This is a genomic window from Pseudoalteromonas sp. MMG033, from assembly GCF_057197785.1.
The window spans coordinates 4225074-4243361 of the sequence record NZ_CM170070.1 but is presented as its reverse complement, the minus strand read 5'-3'; the positions used below and the strand labels follow the sequence as shown (position 1 = coordinate 4243361).

At 42.1% G+C, this 18288-nt stretch carries 16 protein-coding genes; 12 read left to right on the top strand and 4 right to left on the bottom strand.

What is annotated here, in order from left to right:
- Window positions 1-46 precede the first annotated feature (46 nt).
- Genes AC2CZC_RS18495 through AC2CZC_RS18485 form a run of 3 tightly spaced genes read left to right on the top strand, consistent with a single transcriptional unit; the run spans window position 47 to window position 2254 of the window.
- Window positions 47-1039, top strand: coding sequence for a cytochrome-c peroxidase (locus AC2CZC_RS18495; RefSeq protein ID WP_484582935.1), 993 nt, complete (start codon window positions 47-49; stop codon window positions 1037-1039).
- A 9-nt stretch (window positions 1040-1048) separates the two neighbouring features.
- On the top strand, window positions 1049-1657 hold the full coding sequence (locus tag AC2CZC_RS18490) for a cupredoxin domain-containing protein (protein WP_484582934.1): 609 nt from the start codon (window positions 1049-1051) through the stop codon (window positions 1655-1657).
- Window positions 1658-1666: 9 nt separating this feature from the next.
- On the top strand, window positions 1667-2254 hold the full coding sequence (locus AC2CZC_RS18485) for a cytochrome P460 family protein (protein ID WP_484582933.1): 588 nt from the start codon (window positions 1667-1669) through the stop codon (window positions 2252-2254).
- A gap of 41 nt (window positions 2255-2295) precedes the next feature.
- Here the strand turns inward: AC2CZC_RS18485 and AC2CZC_RS18480 are convergent, their stop codons facing one another.
- Window positions 2296-3819 (bottom strand): flavin monoamine oxidase family protein, encoded by a 1524-nt coding sequence (locus AC2CZC_RS18480; RefSeq protein ID WP_484582932.1) that lies wholly within the window; start codon window positions 3817-3819, stop codon window positions 2296-2298.
- Between the two features lie 206 nt (window positions 3820-4025).
- Between AC2CZC_RS18480 and AC2CZC_RS18475 the strand changes: the two genes are divergently transcribed.
- The gene (locus tag AC2CZC_RS18475) at window positions 4026-4448 is read left to right on the top strand and encodes a globin family protein (RefSeq protein ID WP_484582931.1); all 423 of its coding nucleotides are present in this window, start codon (window positions 4026-4028) and stop codon (window positions 4446-4448) included.
- Between the two features lie 175 nt (window positions 4449-4623).
- Window positions 4624-5841, top strand: coding sequence for a glycoside hydrolase family 18 protein (locus AC2CZC_RS18470; RefSeq protein WP_484582930.1), 1218 nt, complete (start codon window positions 4624-4626; stop codon window positions 5839-5841).
- Between the two features lie 282 nt (window positions 5842-6123).
- Here AC2CZC_RS18470 and asnS read toward each other — a convergent pair whose 3' ends face one another.
- A complete protein-coding gene (gene asnS / locus AC2CZC_RS18465) occupies window positions 6124-7521 on the bottom strand; it encodes an asparagine--tRNA ligase (protein ID WP_484582929.1) in 1398 nt (465 codons plus the stop codon).
- 344 nt (window positions 7522-7865) lie between these two features.
- Here asnS and AC2CZC_RS18460 point away from each other — a divergent pair, with 344 nt between their 5' ends.
- Window positions 7866-8300, top strand: coding sequence for an AAA family ATPase (locus AC2CZC_RS18460; protein ID WP_046355305.1), 435 nt, complete (start codon window positions 7866-7868; stop codon window positions 8298-8300).
- A gap of 32 nt (window positions 8301-8332) precedes the next feature.
- Here AC2CZC_RS18460 and AC2CZC_RS18455 read toward each other — a convergent pair whose 3' ends face one another.
- Together AC2CZC_RS18455 and bioA are read right to left on the bottom strand one after the other, a co-directional pair.
- On the bottom strand, window positions 8333-9670 hold the full coding sequence (locus tag AC2CZC_RS18455) for a KamA family radical SAM protein (protein ID WP_046355304.1): 1338 nt from the start codon (window positions 9668-9670) through the stop codon (window positions 8333-8335).
- Window positions 9671-9883: 213 nt separating this feature from the next.
- Window positions 9884-11173, bottom strand: a complete 1290-nt coding sequence (gene bioA / locus AC2CZC_RS18450; RefSeq protein WP_484582928.1) for an adenosylmethionine--8-amino-7-oxononanoate transaminase — start codon at window positions 11171-11173, stop codon at window positions 9884-9886.
- Between the two features lie 113 nt (window positions 11174-11286).
- On the opposite strand from bioA, the gene bioB reads away from it, so the two are divergent.
- The 6 genes from bioB (at window position 11287) to AC2CZC_RS18420 (ending at window position 18242) form a co-directional block, all read left to right on the top strand.
- On the top strand, window positions 11287-12330 hold the full coding sequence (bioB, locus tag AC2CZC_RS18445) for a biotin synthase BioB (RefSeq protein WP_039608952.1): 1044 nt from the start codon (window positions 11287-11289) through the stop codon (window positions 12328-12330).
- On the top strand, window positions 12331-13464 hold the full coding sequence (locus AC2CZC_RS18440) for an aminotransferase class I/II-fold pyridoxal phosphate-dependent enzyme (protein ID WP_484582927.1): 1134 nt from the start codon (window positions 12331-12333) through the stop codon (window positions 13462-13464). It begins immediately after the preceding gene.
- Window positions 13461-14213, top strand: coding sequence for a methyltransferase domain-containing protein (locus AC2CZC_RS18435; protein WP_484582926.1), 753 nt, complete (start codon window positions 13461-13463; stop codon window positions 14211-14213). The genes AC2CZC_RS18440 and AC2CZC_RS18435 overlap by 4 nt, the downstream gene beginning before the upstream one ends.
- Complete coding sequence (gene bioD / locus AC2CZC_RS18430; protein ID WP_023401731.1) at window positions 14213-14890, top strand: dethiobiotin synthase; 678 nt, start codon at window positions 14213-14215, stop codon at window positions 14888-14890. Before AC2CZC_RS18435 ends, bioD begins: the two co-directional genes overlap by 1 nt.
- Before the next feature lie 503 nt (window positions 14891-15393).
- Entirely contained in the window at window positions 15394-17256 is a 1863-nt protein-coding gene (locus AC2CZC_RS18425) for a S8 family serine peptidase (protein WP_484582925.1), read from the top strand.
- A 98-nt stretch (window positions 17257-17354) separates the two neighbouring features.
- Entirely contained in the window at window positions 17355-18242 is an 888-nt protein-coding gene (locus tag AC2CZC_RS18420; RefSeq protein ID WP_484582924.1) for an NAD-dependent epimerase/dehydratase family protein, read from the top strand.
- Window positions 18243-18288: the final 46 nt, after the last annotated feature.

Sequence of the window (18288 nt, the reverse complement as noted above, 5' to 3'; positions counted from 1 at the left end):
TATCTAAATATTTACAATTGAAGAAGACTTACTGCGGGGGCAAGTAATGGATTGTAACAAGGGGATTTTGTTTTCATTTGCGTTGGCAATTAGCGCAAATGTGTTGGCGGTTGACTCGCCGGCGTTTGGTAATTTGTCTACGCCCGACGTAGATGACATAGAATATTTTGATGACGAAGAGCCAAGTGAGAGAGAAATTGAGCTTGGAAAAATGCTGTTTTTTGATCATAGATTATCAAAAAATCAAAACCAATCCTGTGCAACTTGCCACAATCCTGAACTTGGTTTTAGTGATGGTTTGGCAAAGGGAATTGGCAGTGGCGGCGATATATTAGGACGTAATGCGCCACATTTATACAACCTCGCATGGTCTGCCATTTTCTTTTGGGATGGACGAGCGAAAACTTTGGAAGAACAGGCATTAGGGCCTATCGTCTCTGAAGTTGAAATGCAAATGACGCCAAAAGAAGCTGTTGGTCGGCTTAAGAAAATTCCTTTTTATGACAAAGAGTTTAAAGAGGTGTATGGCAGCGTAACGTTTGAAAATATCGGCAGGGCAATTGCGGCATTTGAAAAAACCATCATTAGTGATAATTCAGCGTTTGACCAATACCTTGCTGGAGAAAAGCAAGCAATGTCACACTCTGCAATAAGAGGGTTACAATTATTTGTCGGTAAGGCGCGCTGTGTGAAGTGCCATGATGGCGCAAACTTCACAGATGATAGCTTTCATAATATCGGTATAGAAGACAATGATGAAGGCCGCTTTCTTATCGACCCCAACAGCAAATTAAAGGGCGCATTTAAAACCCCAGGCCTCAGAAATATCATTATGAGTGCGCCTTACATGCATGATGGCTCACTTGCCAGCTTAGAAGAAGTGGTTGAGCATTACGACAAAGGTGCTGTGAACGTAAAAGACGTAAGCCCATTGATAGTCCCTCTAAATCTAAACCCGCAAGAAAAAGCTGATTTAATCGCATTTATGGCTGCATTGACGGATCCTGTTGTGATTCAGCGACCTAAATTGCCTAACTAAGGAGTAAAGATGAAACAGTATTTATTAATTGGCATGAGCTTGTTTTCCATATTTTCGGTGCAGGGAGCAGTTTTAACCGGCGAGTTAGAGTTTGTGAAAAAGCCATCTTTTGTTGGTGTTGTATATGCTAAAGGAGGAAAGGGGCCTAGTACTGCTGAGCTTGATCAATCGAACAAAATATTTGATAAAAAAGCGGTTGTGATAGGTAAAAATGGCGAAATCACATTTAAAAACTCTGATGAATTTCAGCACAATATTTTTGCAAATGACCCAAATTCAGGTGTGAAGTTTGATGTCGGCTTAATGAATCAAGGTCAAACTACCAAGGTGGCAGCTAACTGGAGTGAAAACACATTGACCCGGATCGGGTGTAAAATCCATCCAAAAATGCGCAGTTATATAGCCAATGTCAATTCAGATGCATATCAAGTTTTACCCTTTACGAAAAAGCAAAAAGTTTACCCTATTGAATTAGATGTTGGGACGCACACTGAGTTTGTATTGCAAATCCCTAAATACGATCTTGTCGAGCTTAAATTAGCCAAAGGGCAGCAAACAAGTGTGGATGTTATGTATAAGGGGAAAAAGCGTGCGACGTTGAAGCTTGCTTTAAACTAGGGAAAAAACATGATTAATAAACTTAAAATCTTGTGTCTCTGCGTAGGTTTTATCGTAAATGCTGTGGCAGCAAACCCGTTTAATGTTTATCCATTTAAAGTACCTGATAAATATAAAGCTGCATTAAAAGATTACAGGACGCAATGGCAAAGAGTGACAGGATTTGAACATTCGGGTTTGCATTGGCAGCAGTTTATCGTGGTGTTTTTAAATAAAGATATCAAGGTATACGAAAATAACTACTTGGAATACCTTCGTTATTATCAGGACTATGATGAAGACGATGAGGATGAAGAAGAAGTTGCTGAGCCAAACTTTAAGTCGTATCAGCCAGGTACCATTGTTTTAAAAGAAAACTTTTCTTCACAATCTGGTGCTCCTCACGATGCACTCACTATTACCATGATGATAAAAAGAGAAAAAGACTATTCAAAAGGGTTTGGAGATTGGGAGTATGTTCAGTTTGATAAAGAGGGGACGCTGATACTTGCGGGGAAGGGGAGCGAGCCGGTGATAAAGCAAATGTGCTCTAATTGTCATGCAAGTATTGAAGAGCGAGATTTTATTTTCGCAAATTTCTATTCTAGGAAAAAGTAATACAGGCTGTTTTACAGCCTGTATTGGTACATCTGGACTGATTATAAATCGATTAACTCAAGCGCTCTGTGTGCAGATGCAATTGCACCTTCTTGCCAACCGCTTAAGTAAGTTGTGTGGTCACCAGCAAACACATATGGGCCATCGCAATGAGAAAACGCTTCAATAGGAAGACGCGAAGACCAGCCGCCTTTAGAATAAGGCGTGTTTTTCCAAGAACGCGATACGGGCGCATAGACATGATCTGAAGTGTCAGGGTGGACAAGTGACATTTGAGAGATAGTATCACTGATCCGTTGATATTCGGATAGCTCTGCAAATCTGTCGCCAGCTGGACCTCCAAAAATATAACCGCCAACTAAAATTCCATGATCACTACCAAACTTCGCCGATGGATACCAAATTTGTGCGTTGTCAGTATCTAACCAGCTTATCCCACCGAAAATCTGCTCTTTCGTTTCCCAAAAGCGTTTTGACTGAAACGCAATTTTACCGGCAGAAGAATATTGTGCTTGTTGTATTTCTTGTGAGATTTCATTAGAAAAGTCATGCTCAATATCTTGTAGTACTGTTAGTGGCAGAGTAACGATTACCTTTTCAGCTTTGATTGTTTTTATTCGCCCATGTTTATTTTCATAAGTGACCTCAGCCCCTTCTGCTGAACGTTTGATTGCCAGTACTTTGCTGTTATAGCGGATATTACCTGGTAACCGACTAGTGAACCCCTTCACAATTTTATCCATGCCGCCTTTTGGTTGTAGCATGACAGACTGCTGGTGGAGTGACTGTTCAAAGTGAATACGGTTTTTCCATTTATCGATATATTGGAGTAGTTCTTCAAAATGAGTCGGTTCAATGCCTTGCTCTGGTGTGAAGGTTCCACTATCTTGCGTTACCCCAGCACGAATAGACGAAGTGAAGTTGAAATTGTCATCCAGTTCACCAAAGCTTTTGAGCATTTCTAGCATATGTTGATTTTGGCTATGTGGAATGAGGTGAGAGGTGAGGTTTTGATCGATTGCTTTGGCCAAAGTTGATGCTATCAAACCTCGCTGACTTGCGTATACTTCTCGGGACTTTAAAGAGTGTGAAGGGCTGAAAGAAAAGTGAGTATTTCTATTGTCGTTAATTAAAGGCTCCAACGGGATAGAGAACTCGTGACAATAAGAGAGCACTCGCTTATGTTGGGCAGAGATACGAGCTGGGCCGACATTAAAGTATAAATTTCTATCGGCAGAAAAATCACAAATTGATGTACGGTCGAACTCTTCAACCACAGAGCCGTGGCGAATGGTTTCATTTCGACCTCCAGGCCTTGAGCGAGCTTCTAGTATTTTGTATTTAATTCCTTGCTTTGCTAATTCATACGCGGCGCAGAGCCCAGAAATACCAGCGCCAAGTATTAATATTTCCTCCTCCTTTTCCCCTTGGTTTTTCATGGAGTTACGCCATGCTTGAATATCAACAGGGGCGATTGATTGATCTGCCAATACACTGGGCGACACTGAACCTAATAGTGTGGCAGCCGTCATTTTTTGTATGAAATCTCGTCTATCTTTATGCATTTTTTCGTGTCCTTGAATTGATTGGTTTGTATCCAAAACATTAACAGATTAAGTTTTGTTGACAATTAGAATGATTTTTTTTCATTTCGGGGACGGTGTGGATAATTAGGGGAATACCTACTTTAGTTGCTTAAATAGGTATTATTCGCCAGATGATGATATTAGGTCTAGAGTTGTAAAAATACGAATTATCATTGAGTGTTAGCATGGGTATATCAACACGTCAAAAACAGTTAGTACAGCAGAGTTTTGCTCAGGTAGAACCGATAGCAGAGCAAGCTGCCGAAATATTCTATAAAACACTATTTGAATATGATCCGTCACTCAAAGCATTATTTAAAAATAGCATTAAAAGCCAGGGGCAAAAACTGATGGCGACGCTTAAAATTGCAGTAAACTCCTTGGATGACTTAGATGCATTAGTACCTGTGCTTCATAAGTTAGCAGAGCGTCATGTAGGCTATGGCGTAAGAGCGGAGCATTTTACATATGTGGGGAATGCGTTGTTATACACCCTAAAAAAAGGGCTGGGTAATGAGTGGAACCCCGAATTACGTCGAGCTTGGATTGACGTATTCAGACTGGTTGCTACCGTGATGAAAGACCACGCTTTTAGTGCTAAACATTAAAGTAAAAGGCGTATTTTTACTCACTTTATTAAGCAATTTCCTTTGTTTTAATTGCTTTAAATAAAACGAAATTATTTTTCATAAATTTTTTTATCAGTATAAATATTCAATGTTATATGGCCCGCATTCATGTTACTTAAATTAAGGATACATTTTTACAACATGGAGAAAGGTTATGTTTAAACGAACTTGTATAGCGGCAATAACCGCTGCTGTTTTTGGAACGATCACTATGAGTGCGGGCGCTGCAGAGTCTTGCCCAAGGGTTGAAGGATTTTATTCTACTTGGGATTACCCTGCTGGTGGTGATTTGGATGTTAAAGATTTAGCCACAGACCAGCTTACACATATTATTGTTGCTTTTGCTTACCCTCGTCCTGATGGCACGATGGATACAGAACAGGCTGATAGATATATCGATGATATTGTTGAACATGCGCATGCTAACAATACGGGTGTAATGCTATCTGTAGGTGGTGCTGGCGTTGACTTTTTATCTATGGATGCTGCTGCACGCAGTAATCTTGTGGATAACTTAGTTGCATATGCTGAGTTACACAAACTTGATGGTATCGATGTCGACTGGGAAGACTGGAGCACCTATAATCAGCCAAACCCGGTTGAGAGTGGGTATCTTCTGGAGCTTGTTAAGGAGCTGAGAGAAAAGCTGCCATCGCACCTAGAAGTATCTGTGGATGTGCAAGCGGGTGGATGGTCAGGTATTAACTTTCATAAAGATTTAGACGACCATGCAGACATCATTCGCTTTATGGCATATGACTATACGGGAGCGTGGGGCGGTTCACCTAAAAACCACCATGCAGCTTGGGAATATATCCATGGTGGATTAGTGCACCCGGCAGAATGGAGCCAAAGCATGATCACCAAATATGATGTGGCTAAAACCAGTTTGGGTGTGCCGTTTTACAATAAATCATTCCCCTTGGTTAGTGGCCCTGTCAAAACGTTAACTGCACGAGAAATCGTTGATACGATAGTCAAAGGCGAAGGCGTAGATTATAACCAAGGTTACTACGAACTAGATAACTATGTGCATTTTTGGGAAACGCCTGAGTTATTAAAAACAAAAACCGATTTTGTATCTGAGAATGGTTACCCTGGCATCTTTATTTGGGAGTTACACCAAGACTCAAGAGACGATGAATATAAGTTGTTAGATGTGATTGCTAAGGAGCTACCTAAGTGTCAGCCTTGTGCAGAGCAGTGGCAGCCGTATCCAAGTGTTTATAGCACAGGGGATGTAGTCAGCTTTGAAGGTAAAAATTGGCGTGTGAACGGTGGACCTTTACATGGCGTTTCGCCAGAAACCTTGGGTCATGCACATCGCTATACTGAACTAGGTGCATGTAAGAGCTATGTCCTGAATAAATAAAAACGAGTGGAATCGTTTTGTTCATTGAGCCTATTGGCTGTGTGTTAAATGATATATCGCAGGCCAAAAATAGGCTCTGAATCAGGTTCAAAGTGACGGTGTTAATTGCAGTACTGACACTTTGGGCTTGTCTAGGGCCTCATTAATCTTGATACCCAACTACGTCATTCTGAGCTTGCCTCAGAATCCATGTGTGCAAGTTAACACTCTAAAGTCAGATGGTAGCAAGACATAAAAAAAGCTCTGTGAAAACAGAGCTTTTTTTATTCAAACGAATTTGAATTAGTAAGTTGCACTGCCTTTAGTGCGTGGGAATGCGATAACGTCACGTACGTTACCCATACCTGTTACATAAGCAACTAGACGCTCGAAACCTAGACCGAAGCCTGAGTGTGGGACTGTACCGTATTTACGAAGGTCTCTGTACCAGCTGTAATCTTCTTTATCTAAGCCCATTTCTTCTAGGCGAGCATCAAGCACGTCTAAACGTTCTTCACGCTGTGAACCACCGATGATTTCACCAATGCCAGGTGCAACAACATCCATTGCTGCAACTGTTTTACCGTCTTCGTTTTGACGCATGTAGAATGCCTTGATATCACGCGGGTAGTTTTTAATAACGACTGGCGCGTTGAAGTGCTCTTCAGCAAGGTAACGTTCGTGCTCTGACTGAAGGTCTACACCCCACTCAACTGGGAACTCAAATTTCTTACCACAGTTTTCAAGGATTGTGATTGCATCAGTATAATCAACTTGTGCGAAATCTTTTTCAACAAACTCTTCTAAACGAGAGATCGCTGTTTTTTCGATACGTTGTGCGAAAAATTCCATATCGTCACGACGTTCATCAAGCACGGCTTTAAATACATACTTAAGCATATCTTCAGCAAGGTTCGCAATGTCTTCTAAGTCAGCAAATGCAACTTCAGGCTCAACCATCCAAAACTCTGCTAGGTGGCGAGAAGTGTTAGAGTTTTCTGCACGGAATGTCGGGCCGAAGGTGTAGATTTTAGACATTGCACTTGCGTATGTCTCACCGTTTAACTGGCCAGATACGGTTAGGAATGCTTCTTTGCCGAAGAAATCTTCGTTGTAATCAACATCGCCTTTGTCAGTGCGAGGTAGGTTGTTCATATCTAAAGTAGATACACGGAACATTTCACCTGCGCCTTCACAGTCACTCGCTGTGATAATTGGCGTGCTGATCCACATATAGCCTTGCTCATGGAAGAATCTGTGAATTGCTTGTGATAAGCAGTTACGAACACGTGTCACGGCACCAATAACGTTAGTGCGTGGACGTAAATGTGCGTGTTCACGTAGATATTCGATAGAGTGGCGTTTTGCTGCCATTGGATATGTATCTGGGTTTTCTACCCAACCTAATACCTCAACAGAGTTCGCTTGTAGTTCAAAGCTTTGACCTTTACCTTGAGACTCTACAAGTACACCTGTGACTGCAACAGAACAACCAGCAGTAAGACGAGTTACTTCTTCATAATTATTAAGCGAATTAGGTACTACTGCTTGAATAGGGTCGAAACAAGAACCGTCGTGGACGGCAAGGAATGAAATACCCGCTTTTGAATCGCGTCGTGTACGGATCCAGCCTTTGATTGTAACTTGGCTGTCTACCGCAACGGTGCCTGCTAGTAGCTCCGTTATCGCTATGTGGCTCATCTTTACTCCAAAATGATTTGTAATAAGGGCATATTTGCCCAGCTTGTTTTTGTCTATATATGCTCATCAGCGCAAATTTCAATGCACTGAGCGCAAATTCTGCGGTGACTCGTTTTTTTAACGCAATCTGCTTGTTATGTTTGAAGTCACATGATCGGTATCTTACCCCCGTTGGCTACATAAAAAAACTACCAAATGACCCAATTTTAAAAAAATTTGACTACAATGGCCAAAATTTGGCTGATCACTGTATTTGTGGTGGTATAGAGCACTGTGCGAAGGTCAATTTTTATGGCATTATAGCTCGGTTATTAATAAAAAAAGTCGGAATGAATTTTCATTAAATGAAACAAGCTTTTATTTTAAGAGGATTACCAGGATCTGGTAAAACACACTACGCGCAAACATTAGCCGACGAGCTGGTGGCTGGTGATCAATCACAATATACAATTTGCTCTACAGATGATTATTTTACAGACGAGCAGGGTAATTATGAGTTTAACAAGGCGAAGCTACCTCAATATCACAATTTGAATATTGCGCGTTTTGTCAATGCGCTCGCTGAAGGCATCCCTCTGGTCATTTTAGATAATACAAATATTAAAAAGTGGGAATTTATTGCGTATGTGAGCGCGGCACATGCGATGAACTATCAAGTAAAAGAAGTCATTGTTGGTGAGGTGAAAGATAAGTCACTACAACACTTGTATGCGAAACGCAATCAGCATGGTGTAGCACTTAAAACCATCAGTAAAATGGCACATATGTTTGAATGGTAAAAAGCCGACTTTTAAGTCGGCTTTTTTATGTTTTACATCGCTTCGTATTCTTCTTGCCAGAAGAACTTTTCTTCACCAAATGCTGGTTTCAAGTCGTCTAGCCAATGTGCGTTTTCGTTATACTCCGCAAAGAACGGGCGCTGTACCCACTCAGGGTTACGAGCTTGAATAAAGCGCAGAGCGAATACTTTTTCGCCATTGATTTCTGTCACGCCAGAGATCTCAACTTTACCTGGGCCTGCACTCATTGATGGACCACGCACAGTACGGCTCACACCTGATACTTGCTTGTAGGCATCTCGGAAGATTTCCCACGTTTTGTGCAGTGGTAATTCAAAGTAACGCTTTGCACCTGTATCACGCTCGATGAACATGTAATAAGGGATCATGCCCATTTGCGTTTGCTCTTTCCACATTTCAGCCCACATATTTGGATCTGTATTTAAGTGGTTAAGTAAAGGCGCTTGCGTTCTGATCTGTGCACCTGTTTTACGAATAAGCTTAATCGCTTCTTTCGCAACATCAGTACGAAGCTCTTGTTTGTGGTTGACGTGCGCCATAAATGAAACATGTTTACCAGCGTCAACAAGCTCTTTAATAAGAGCTAATAGATCTTCTGCATCTGGGTCAGTGACGTATCTAAATGGCCAGAAAGTTAAAGACTTAGTACCGATACGAATAGTACGGATGTGGTCAAATCTTGGCTCTTTTAGTGCCTCTAGGTATTTACGTAGCTTAACGGTACGCATTACCATAGGATCGCCACCCGTCATCAGAAGATCTGTCACTTCAGTGTGCTCTTCTAGGTATCTGTGTAGCAACTCTTCATCGTTATTGTTGAAACGCGTTGCTTTACCAACGAACTGTGCCCAACGGAAACAGAAAGTACAATAAGAGTGGCAGTACTGACCTTGTGCAGGGAAGAATAAAACTGTTTCTTTGTACTTGTGTTGAACACCTTCAACGTTTTCGCCTTCAAAAGACGGTACGTTTTTGTCCATTTGGCCCGCCGGATGCGGATTAAGTTTTTGTCTTAGCTTAGTTGCCAGCTCAAATACTTCTTCTGGCGTATGTTCACGCTTTAATAAAGCAGCCATTTCATCATATGACTCGTCATCAAGCATGCCGCGCTGTGGGAATGTTAGCTGGAATACTGGGTCATTAGGTACCTTGTCCCAATCAATCAATTCGTCGATAACGTAATTATTTACACGGAATGGGAATACGTTGGCAACGACTTTCATTTGAAAGCGCAGGTGCTCAGGCAGCTTATCAAGCTGTTCGATCTTATCAATTTGACGGTGTTGGTACACAGTAAAGCGAGGTGGCTGATAGGCCTCTGCCGGCTGCAATTGGACGGATTGTTGCATACTTACTACTTCTCAGCTTGCTAGATTTTAAAAAAGAGACGCATTATAGCAAAAAGCTGAAGTAAATTCAGGTACAAATCGTTAAAGGCCCTGAAAAAATGATAGTTTTCATCGTATGTGGTTGGATTCTATACAGACTTGTGTGAGAAATAAACACGGTGGCGATAGAAGGTGCCAGTTCTTATATGATGTATAGGCTGACACCTTATGATTTTAGTACGCTTTTTGTTCAATCGCTTGATATATGCCGTCGATTAACTGAGCGATGTCGCTATTAGAAGTAATGTAAGGAGGCATAATGTATATGAGTTTGCCAAATGGGCGGATCCATAATCCTTTTTCGATAAAGAATTTTTGAATTTTTGCTACGTCGACCACATCAAATAGCTCAACTACCCCAATTGCACCGAGTGTTCTGACTTCTTTGACTGCCTCGAGTGATTCACAGCGATGTAAGTGTTGCATTGCGTTATTAAGACGGGTGACATTGCCGTGCCAATCTGTTTCTTCAAGCAATTCAAGACTCGCAACTGCCGTTGCACAAGCTAACGGGTTGCCCATAAAGGTTGGGCCGTGCATAAGTACTTTTGCTTCACCTTGGCTTATTCCCAGCGCAACTTTGTCAGTGGTTAAAGTGGCTGACAATGTCATACATCCACCTGTTAATGCTTTGCCAATACATAAAATATCAGGAGCAATGTCAGCATGTTCGCAAGCAAACATTTTACCGGTACGACCAAAGCCTGTGGCAATTTCGTCGAGTATTAACAGCACGTCGTATTTGTCACAAAGTTGGCGGAGTTTTCTAAGGTATTTGGCATTGTAAAAGTTCATGCCGCCCGCGTTTTGCACAATTGGCTCAATGATGAAGGCTGCAAGATCATTGTGGTGCTGTTTAAATGTATTTTCTAAGGTGACTAGTTCAGCGTCGTTTTGCTCTTCGCCAAACTTGGATTGTGGTGCATCAACAAAAATATGCTCAGGTAAAAAACCCTGATACATGCTGTGCATCGAGTTGACGGGATCACAGACACTCATCGCAGCAAAGGTATCACCATGGTAGCCTTTTTTGGCTGTCATTAATTTATTTTTCGAGTGATGACCTTGACTAAGCCAATATTGCAAAGCCATTTTTATGGCCACTTCGACGCTCACAGAGCCGCTGTCAGCCAAAAATACCCGTTGTAGGGGCTCTGGTGTAATCTCGACGAGCTTTTTACATAAATTGACAGCAGGTGCATGAGTAATGCCGCCAAACATAACATGACTCATTTGACTGGCTTGCTCGGTCATTGCTTTAACAAGTTTTGGGTGATTGTAACCATGCAGTGCGCTCCACCAAGAGGCCATACCATCTATCAGAGACTCACCCGTTTCGAGAAATATGCGGTTTTTATCTGTGTGTGTCACTGGATAAACAGGCAGCGGATCGATCATTGACGTATAGGGATGCCAGATGTGGGCTTTGTCAAAATTCAGATCGATTGGTTGATTTTTATTCATTTGTAAACCTTGTTTGCTCATCACTCGTTGACAATACTAAAGCAAGAAGTAGACTAAGCCAATCACCGTCAAATTATCTGGCGAAAAAAACCAGAAAAAGAAGAGATTAAGTTATGGAATATGGCATCGTTCGTCACGATTGGAAACATGCAGAAGTAAAAGCATTATTTGAAATGCCTTTTAACGACTTACTATTTTATGCTGCGAGCGTTCATCGCAAAAACTTCAAACAAAATGAAGTCCAGATCTCTACTCTTCTGTCTATTAAAACAGGCGCATGTCCAGAAGATTGTAAATACTGTCCACAGTCAGGTCATTATAAAACAGACCTAGAAAGAGAACGACTGATGGAAGTTGAAAAGGTTGTAAACCAAGCAAAATTGGCAAAAGAAAAGGGCGCAACGCGTTTTTGTATGGGTGCTGCTTGGTCAGATCCAAAAGACAGAGACATGCCATACATTGAAAAAATGGTTAAAGAAGTCAGCGCACTTGGCCTAGAAACATGTATGACGCTAGGTAAGCTAGACAACCAAAAAGCACATGCTTTAAAAGACGCAGGTCTTGATTATTACAATCACAACTTAGATACCTCACCTGAGTATTACGAGCAGATCATCACAACACGTACGTATGCAGACCGACTAAACACCATTGATCACGTGCGCGACGCAGGCATGAAGGTTTGTTCTGGTGGTATCGTGGGTATGGGTGAGCAGGCTGCAGACCGTTATGGTTTATTAATGCAGTTAGCAAACTTACCAAAGCAACCAGAAAGTGTGCCAATTAACATGCTAGTTAAAGTAGCGGGTACGCCGCTTGAAGATGTGGATGATTTAGATCATTTTGAGTTCATCCGAACCATTGCTGTGGCACGTATCATGATGCCAGAGAGCTATGTGCGTTTATCAGCAGGCCGTACTGCGATGAATGAGCAAATGCAGTCAATGTGTTTCTTTGCTGGTGCAAACTCGATTTTCTATGGTGATAAGCTATTAACTACAGAAAACCCTGAAGCAGATGCGGATATGAACCTACTTAAAAAGCTAGGTATGAAGCCTGAGACTCGTGAAGACTACTCAGATGAAGCGTATGAAGCGTCTCTTAACTCTGCAATTGCAGACAAAGCAACGTCAGAGCTGTTCTACGAAGCAAAATAAATGGCGTTTGAATTTATAGATCAAGCGCTAGAAGACAAAGCACGTGACGCACTGCAGCGTCGCCGTACCTGCATAGATAAAGTGTCTGCTCGTCATATCCAAGTTGATGGGCAGCAATACTTAAACTTTGCCAGTAATGATTATTTAGCGCTTGGAGATCAAGCTATTTCTGGTGACTTTGTTGCTGGCAGTAAGAGCTCAGCTCTGGTCACTGGATATCAGCGCACCCACCGATTGCTAGAGGCTAAATTATGTGAGCTGCTCGGTTACGAGCGAGCCATGCTATTTGCCAGTGGCTTTGGCGCAAATTTTAGTGTGCTCAGCACTTTATTTCATGATAATAAAGCCGGCCAAGACAGCGCTATGTTTCAAGACAAGCTTAATCATGCCAGTCTCATCGATGGTGGGCTGAACAGCAGCGCTAAGTTAGTCAGGTTTAATCACAACGACATGGGTCATTTGCGTGCGCGTTTGGAAAAAACACGAGTCCAAAACAAACTTATTGTCAGTGAAGGTATTTTCTCAATGGATGGCGATGGTGCGCCGTTGCATGAGCTGAAGTCTTTGGCTGATACCCACAGCGCTTGGTTGATGATTGATGATGCCCACAGTTTCGGGGTGTGCGGTGAAAATGGTTTAGGCTCTGTCGAGTCCGGTGTGAAGCCGGATATTTTAGTGATCACATTCGGTAAGGCCATGGGGTGTCAAGGCGCTGCTGTGCTCTCAAGCAAAAGAGTGATTGATTACATGGTACAGTTTAACCGTGAATATACTTACTCAACGGCCATATCGCCAGCTTTAGCTGAAATTGCCTCGACGCAGTTATCAAGATTATGTGATAGTCATAATGCTCGTGATGTACTACATCGCCACATTACGCAATTTAAAGCGCTTTGTAGGGATGCGGGTATTCCAGTACAGGCATCAAATAGTGCGATTCAGCCGATTGTTTTGGGTGATGCGCAAAGCACCCTAAATGCGCAGCAAAGCCTTGCACAAAAAGGTATTTGGCTGACTGCAATTAGGCCGCCAACGGTGCCACACAATACGGCAAGGTTACGTGTAACACTGACCGCAGCGCACCAGCAAGCTGACATCGAATACTTGGTTGAATGCCTCAAGGAGGTAATATGAGTGCGATGTTAAAACTGAATATTGCAGATAAGTTTTCACGCGCGTCTGCTCAATATATCAAGCATGCCAATGTACAACAGCGTTCAGCCGAAATTTTGTTTGCAGGTTTAAACCGTCGCTACAATACGATGTTGGATTTGGGAGCAGGTCCGATGCAACATCATAGCGTGCTATCTAAAAAGTGCGATACGTTAGTGGCGTTAGACCTGAGCGAAGGCATGCTAAAACAAGGTCCAGCATCTGCCATGAAAGTGTGTGCGGATATGGATGCACTGCCTTTGCAAGCAGAGTCTGTTGAATGTGTATTTAGCAATTTTGCGATGCAGTGGAGCAGTGACTTACCAACGTTATTTAATCGTCTGAATACCGTGTTAAAGGCTGGTGGCAGTGCGCATTTATCCATTGTTATTGATGGCTCTTTACGTGAAATTGCTAAAGCTTGGCAGGGTGTAGATGGTCATTGTCATGTAAACCAATTTACGCGATTTGAAGACATACAGCAGATTGCAAGGCAAGCAGGGTTTTCGATCCGGTCGATGAGTAAACGTTGCTTGGTTGATATTTATAATACCCCACGCGAGGCACTTAAGTCGGTAAAAAGCATCGGTGCAAACCAGTTAAATAATACAGATACGCGTCGTGGTTTAGTGGGTAAAGAAAGTTATCAGGCCTTGTTAAAAGCCTATCCACTCGTTGATGGCTTCGCCCATGTTAGTTACGAGGTGGCATTTTTGGAGTTAACAAAATAATGAGTCAGTTTTTTATTACCGGTACGGATACTGAAGTTGGCAAAACCTATGTCACAAGTTTGCTGCTGAAGTATCTTGTCTCAAAAAAGAAAAAGGCCCTTGGCTTTAAACCCATTGCTGCCGGAGCAGAAGAAGCTTTTGGTGAGCTGGTCAACGAGGATGCTTTAACTTTAATGGAAGCGGCCAATGTGCACGGCACATATGAGCAAATTAACCCGTTTTGCTTTGCGCCGCCTATAGCACCACATATAGCCGCAAGTCGAGTTGATGTACATATTTCAAAGCAGGATTTGACCAACAAACTGGCTGATGTGTCTACGCTAGGTGCTGAGTTTACCATGGTTGAAGGCGCAGGTGGTTGGGCACTGCCAATCAATGATACAGACTTTTTATCCACTTGGGTTGCAGAGCAAAACCTACCCGTAATCCTTGTGGTTGGTATGAAGTTAGGTTGTCTAAACCATGCGTTTTTAACTGCCCAAGCCATTGAGGCGTCAGGGGCAAAATGTGTTGGCTGGATTGCCAATCAAATTGACCCAAATATGGCAGAGTATGACGCTAACCTAGAGACGTTAAAGCAACGTCTTGATTTTCCGCTTTTGGCTGTCACGCCTTACTCTGAAGAAAAGGCCAAGATGCAAGTGCACTCGGCACTGAATAGTTTACTTGGTGTTTAATAACTTGCCTTTATAAGTAGCCTTTATATCCGTGAAGGTTACTTATAGAAGAACACTTTTCCTACCAATTATTAGTTGTAACATTTAAATAAATTTACTTTTCTATATTCAATTTAAATACACCACGCTCAATGTTACTTCGTTCATATTGAAATTTTATTATAAGTAAATTCTTTCCATTAGAAGTTAGTTAATGCCTAAACTTTACTACCTGTTTGGTTTTTAATAAGTAAAACTACTGATCTATTACAGGAATAATATCTAAGTTATTAATTTTTATTCGAAAAATATAGTTTCGAGTTTTTTGGTTTTATTAACCATTTTCTATCAAAAATACAAAATATGTGATTTAAATTGTTTTTAATGATTATACCCCTCTCAATTTTTACATTTAATTATAAAAATATTTTGTTACTTATTACCAAGTACTTAAATTGGGTACGTGTGTTATATTTTTATTCCTAATTCGTTTCTAGCAGTATGAATACAAAAAGGAAAATGCTATGAAGTATAAATTTGCGCCAATTAGTTTAGCTATTTTGCTAGCATGCCAAGTCAATGCAAACCCAACAGACCGTCAATATGAAAATAGGTGGTTAGACCCAAATGGGGATCCATACCTATCTCTACAATGGAATTTACTCAATGATGGTAGTCTAGATAATACAGTTGCAGGGCATGATCTGAACTTGTGGCAATCTCACCTTTGGGGGCATAAGGGCCAAGGCGTGCAAATATCGCTCATTGACACAGGTGTAGATGAGCTTCATTCGGATTTGATCGACAACTTAATTTTTGATCCCAATATCGATTCAACGGAGCCTTGGGCGTCGGCACATGGGACTTATATGGCTGGCTTGATTGCAGCTGTGCAAAACGATATTGGGATCAGAGGCGTCGCCCCAGAAGCAGATGTGATTGTGCACAATAGACTGGGTTCATACATGAGTCGTCATGAGCAGTGGGCTTATCATCGTGGCATTGGACTGCAAAATGGCAAAACCTCGATTGCGCAAAATTCCCGTGTTTTCAATACGAGTTTTGGGGTAACCCCTGTGCATAGTACGCCGTATAACTATGCGTATACAACCGCGGATCCTGATACTGGTGAGGCCATTCAGATGGTTAACTTTAGACTCAGAGACGAGGTGATGGAGCGCATCACATTATCAACAGAGCAAGACAAACGCACCGCACTTTTTGTTCAGGCAGCGGGCAACGGCCACTACCAGACATTAATAAATGCGTATGGTCCTAATGGCATAGATACGCCGGGATATCACCATGCAATAAATAATGGCGGTCTCCCATTTCACAATGCAAATAGCGGCCATTTAACCAGTTTTTGGAAAATTAATGTCAGTGGCGTGAGTGCTGATGGCAGGTTAACCAATAGCTCTACTGTGGGCAGTAATATCTTTGTTACAGCGCCGGCGGGAGCAGATCGCAACACACCAGGTATGGTCACAACAACATTGAGCTGCGATTGGCGTGAGAAATATCAAGGTCGAGAGCAAGTGTGCACGGGTCCTCAGGACTATTACTTTAGCGTAAATGGCACATCGTCTGCGGCAGCAAATGTAACAGGCGCAGTCGCATTGCTAATGTCGGCTGCTGAGCAACAGGGGCATGACTTGTCGGCACGAGATATCAGGCACTTACTGGCCAATACGGCCACTAAAGTAAACCGAGATATGGAAGACATTACGGTGTCTAATGTGGTGGCATTGGAAGGCTGGTCTAGCAATGCCGCGGGTGTTGAGTTTTCACCTTATTATGGCTTTGGCCTAGTCGATGTTGATAAAGCAGCTGAGCTTATTCGCCGTTATGCCGTTGAAAATTTACCAGCAGATTTTGTAAAAACGCAATGGTTTGGCGAGCACGACATCTTTAGCAAGCCGATTTTAGAAGATATCACACACACAACCATTTCAGAAATTGAAGTGACTGAAGATATGTTTATTGAGGGCGTCCAAGTACGTTTAAGTGCTGAGCATGGCCGTATTACTGATTTAAAAGTAGAGCTAGAATCACCTAGTGGCACTCGTAGTATATTAATGTCGCCAAATAATAATCTGATTGGACAAAATACAGATTATATCGCGCCATCTGAAAAGAGTATACTTGGCTATGACGATCATAAACTACTCAGTTATAAATTCTGGGATGAAAGATCTGTTGGCACATGGAAGTTACATATTACTGATATGAATAATCAACAGCGCACGATAGTCACCGACCCGTTTGGTCAGCCACGCAGCCGCTATACAATTGAGAATAATGCCAAACCGGGCACATTCACCAATTGGTCAATTCGTGTACTTGGCCATACAGAAAAAGTCACTAAGAAAAAGAAATTAAACTAATCTTTAAAGCTATTTTGTTGAGTCACTCCCAAGGGCCGATTTAATGGCCCTTTTTCGTTTGTTACAATAAAAACAACTATATTCAGAACGAGTGGTTTATGAAGGTTTTAGTAACAGGATCTGCCGGACGGGTTGGTCGAGCCATTTATATTCACTTAGCGCGCAGTTATAACGTGAAGGGTTTAGACAACACTCCTTGTTCAACTACAGATTTTATCGGCGATATTCGAGATGAAGCGCTTTTATATCGGGCCCTTAAAGGCGTTGAGGTGGTTGTGCATACGGCGGCACTCCATGCGCCGCACATCGGTCATGTAAGTGATGAGCTGTTTCATGAAGTGAATGTTGCAGCAACAATAAAACTAGCAGAGCTTGCCAGCGCCAATGGCGTAAAGCAGTTTGTGTTTACAAGTACCACGGCGTTATATGGTCATGCTAGCACGCCGAATGGGCGAGCAGGGTGGGTGACAGAGCAGACAAAACCTTTACCTAAAACCATCTACCACTACACAAAATTTGCTGCTGAGCAACGACTCGAAGCGATAAGCACTTCGCTTGCTTTGCCCGTAACTGTTCTGCAAATGTCGAGATGCTTTCCTGAGCCAGTTGAGCAAATGGCACTGTATCGGCTGAATCGAGGAATAGACTACCGTGATGTGGCCAGCGCTCACCGCTGCGCCATTGAAAAGGGGTTACTAGGCTTTAACCGCTTTATTATTTCAGGCAAAACACCGTTTGATCCCAGTTGCTGTGAGCAATTGTTTAACGATTGTGAGGCCGTTTTACGTGCACGCTCCCCAAAACTGGTGGCCGTGTTTGAACAGCGTGGTTGGTCTTTACCGCAGAGTTTAGACAGAGTTTATGACTCATCTAAAGCGCAAAATGAATTGGGCTGGACTCCAAAGTATGGTTTTGAAGGTGTGATTGACTTGTATGATGACGAATTTGCAGAAGTCCTGCCCAGCAAAAATCAAAGTACAAGCTAATATTTTTGTGATTAATAAAGCGAGTGACTTGCACTCGCTTATGAAA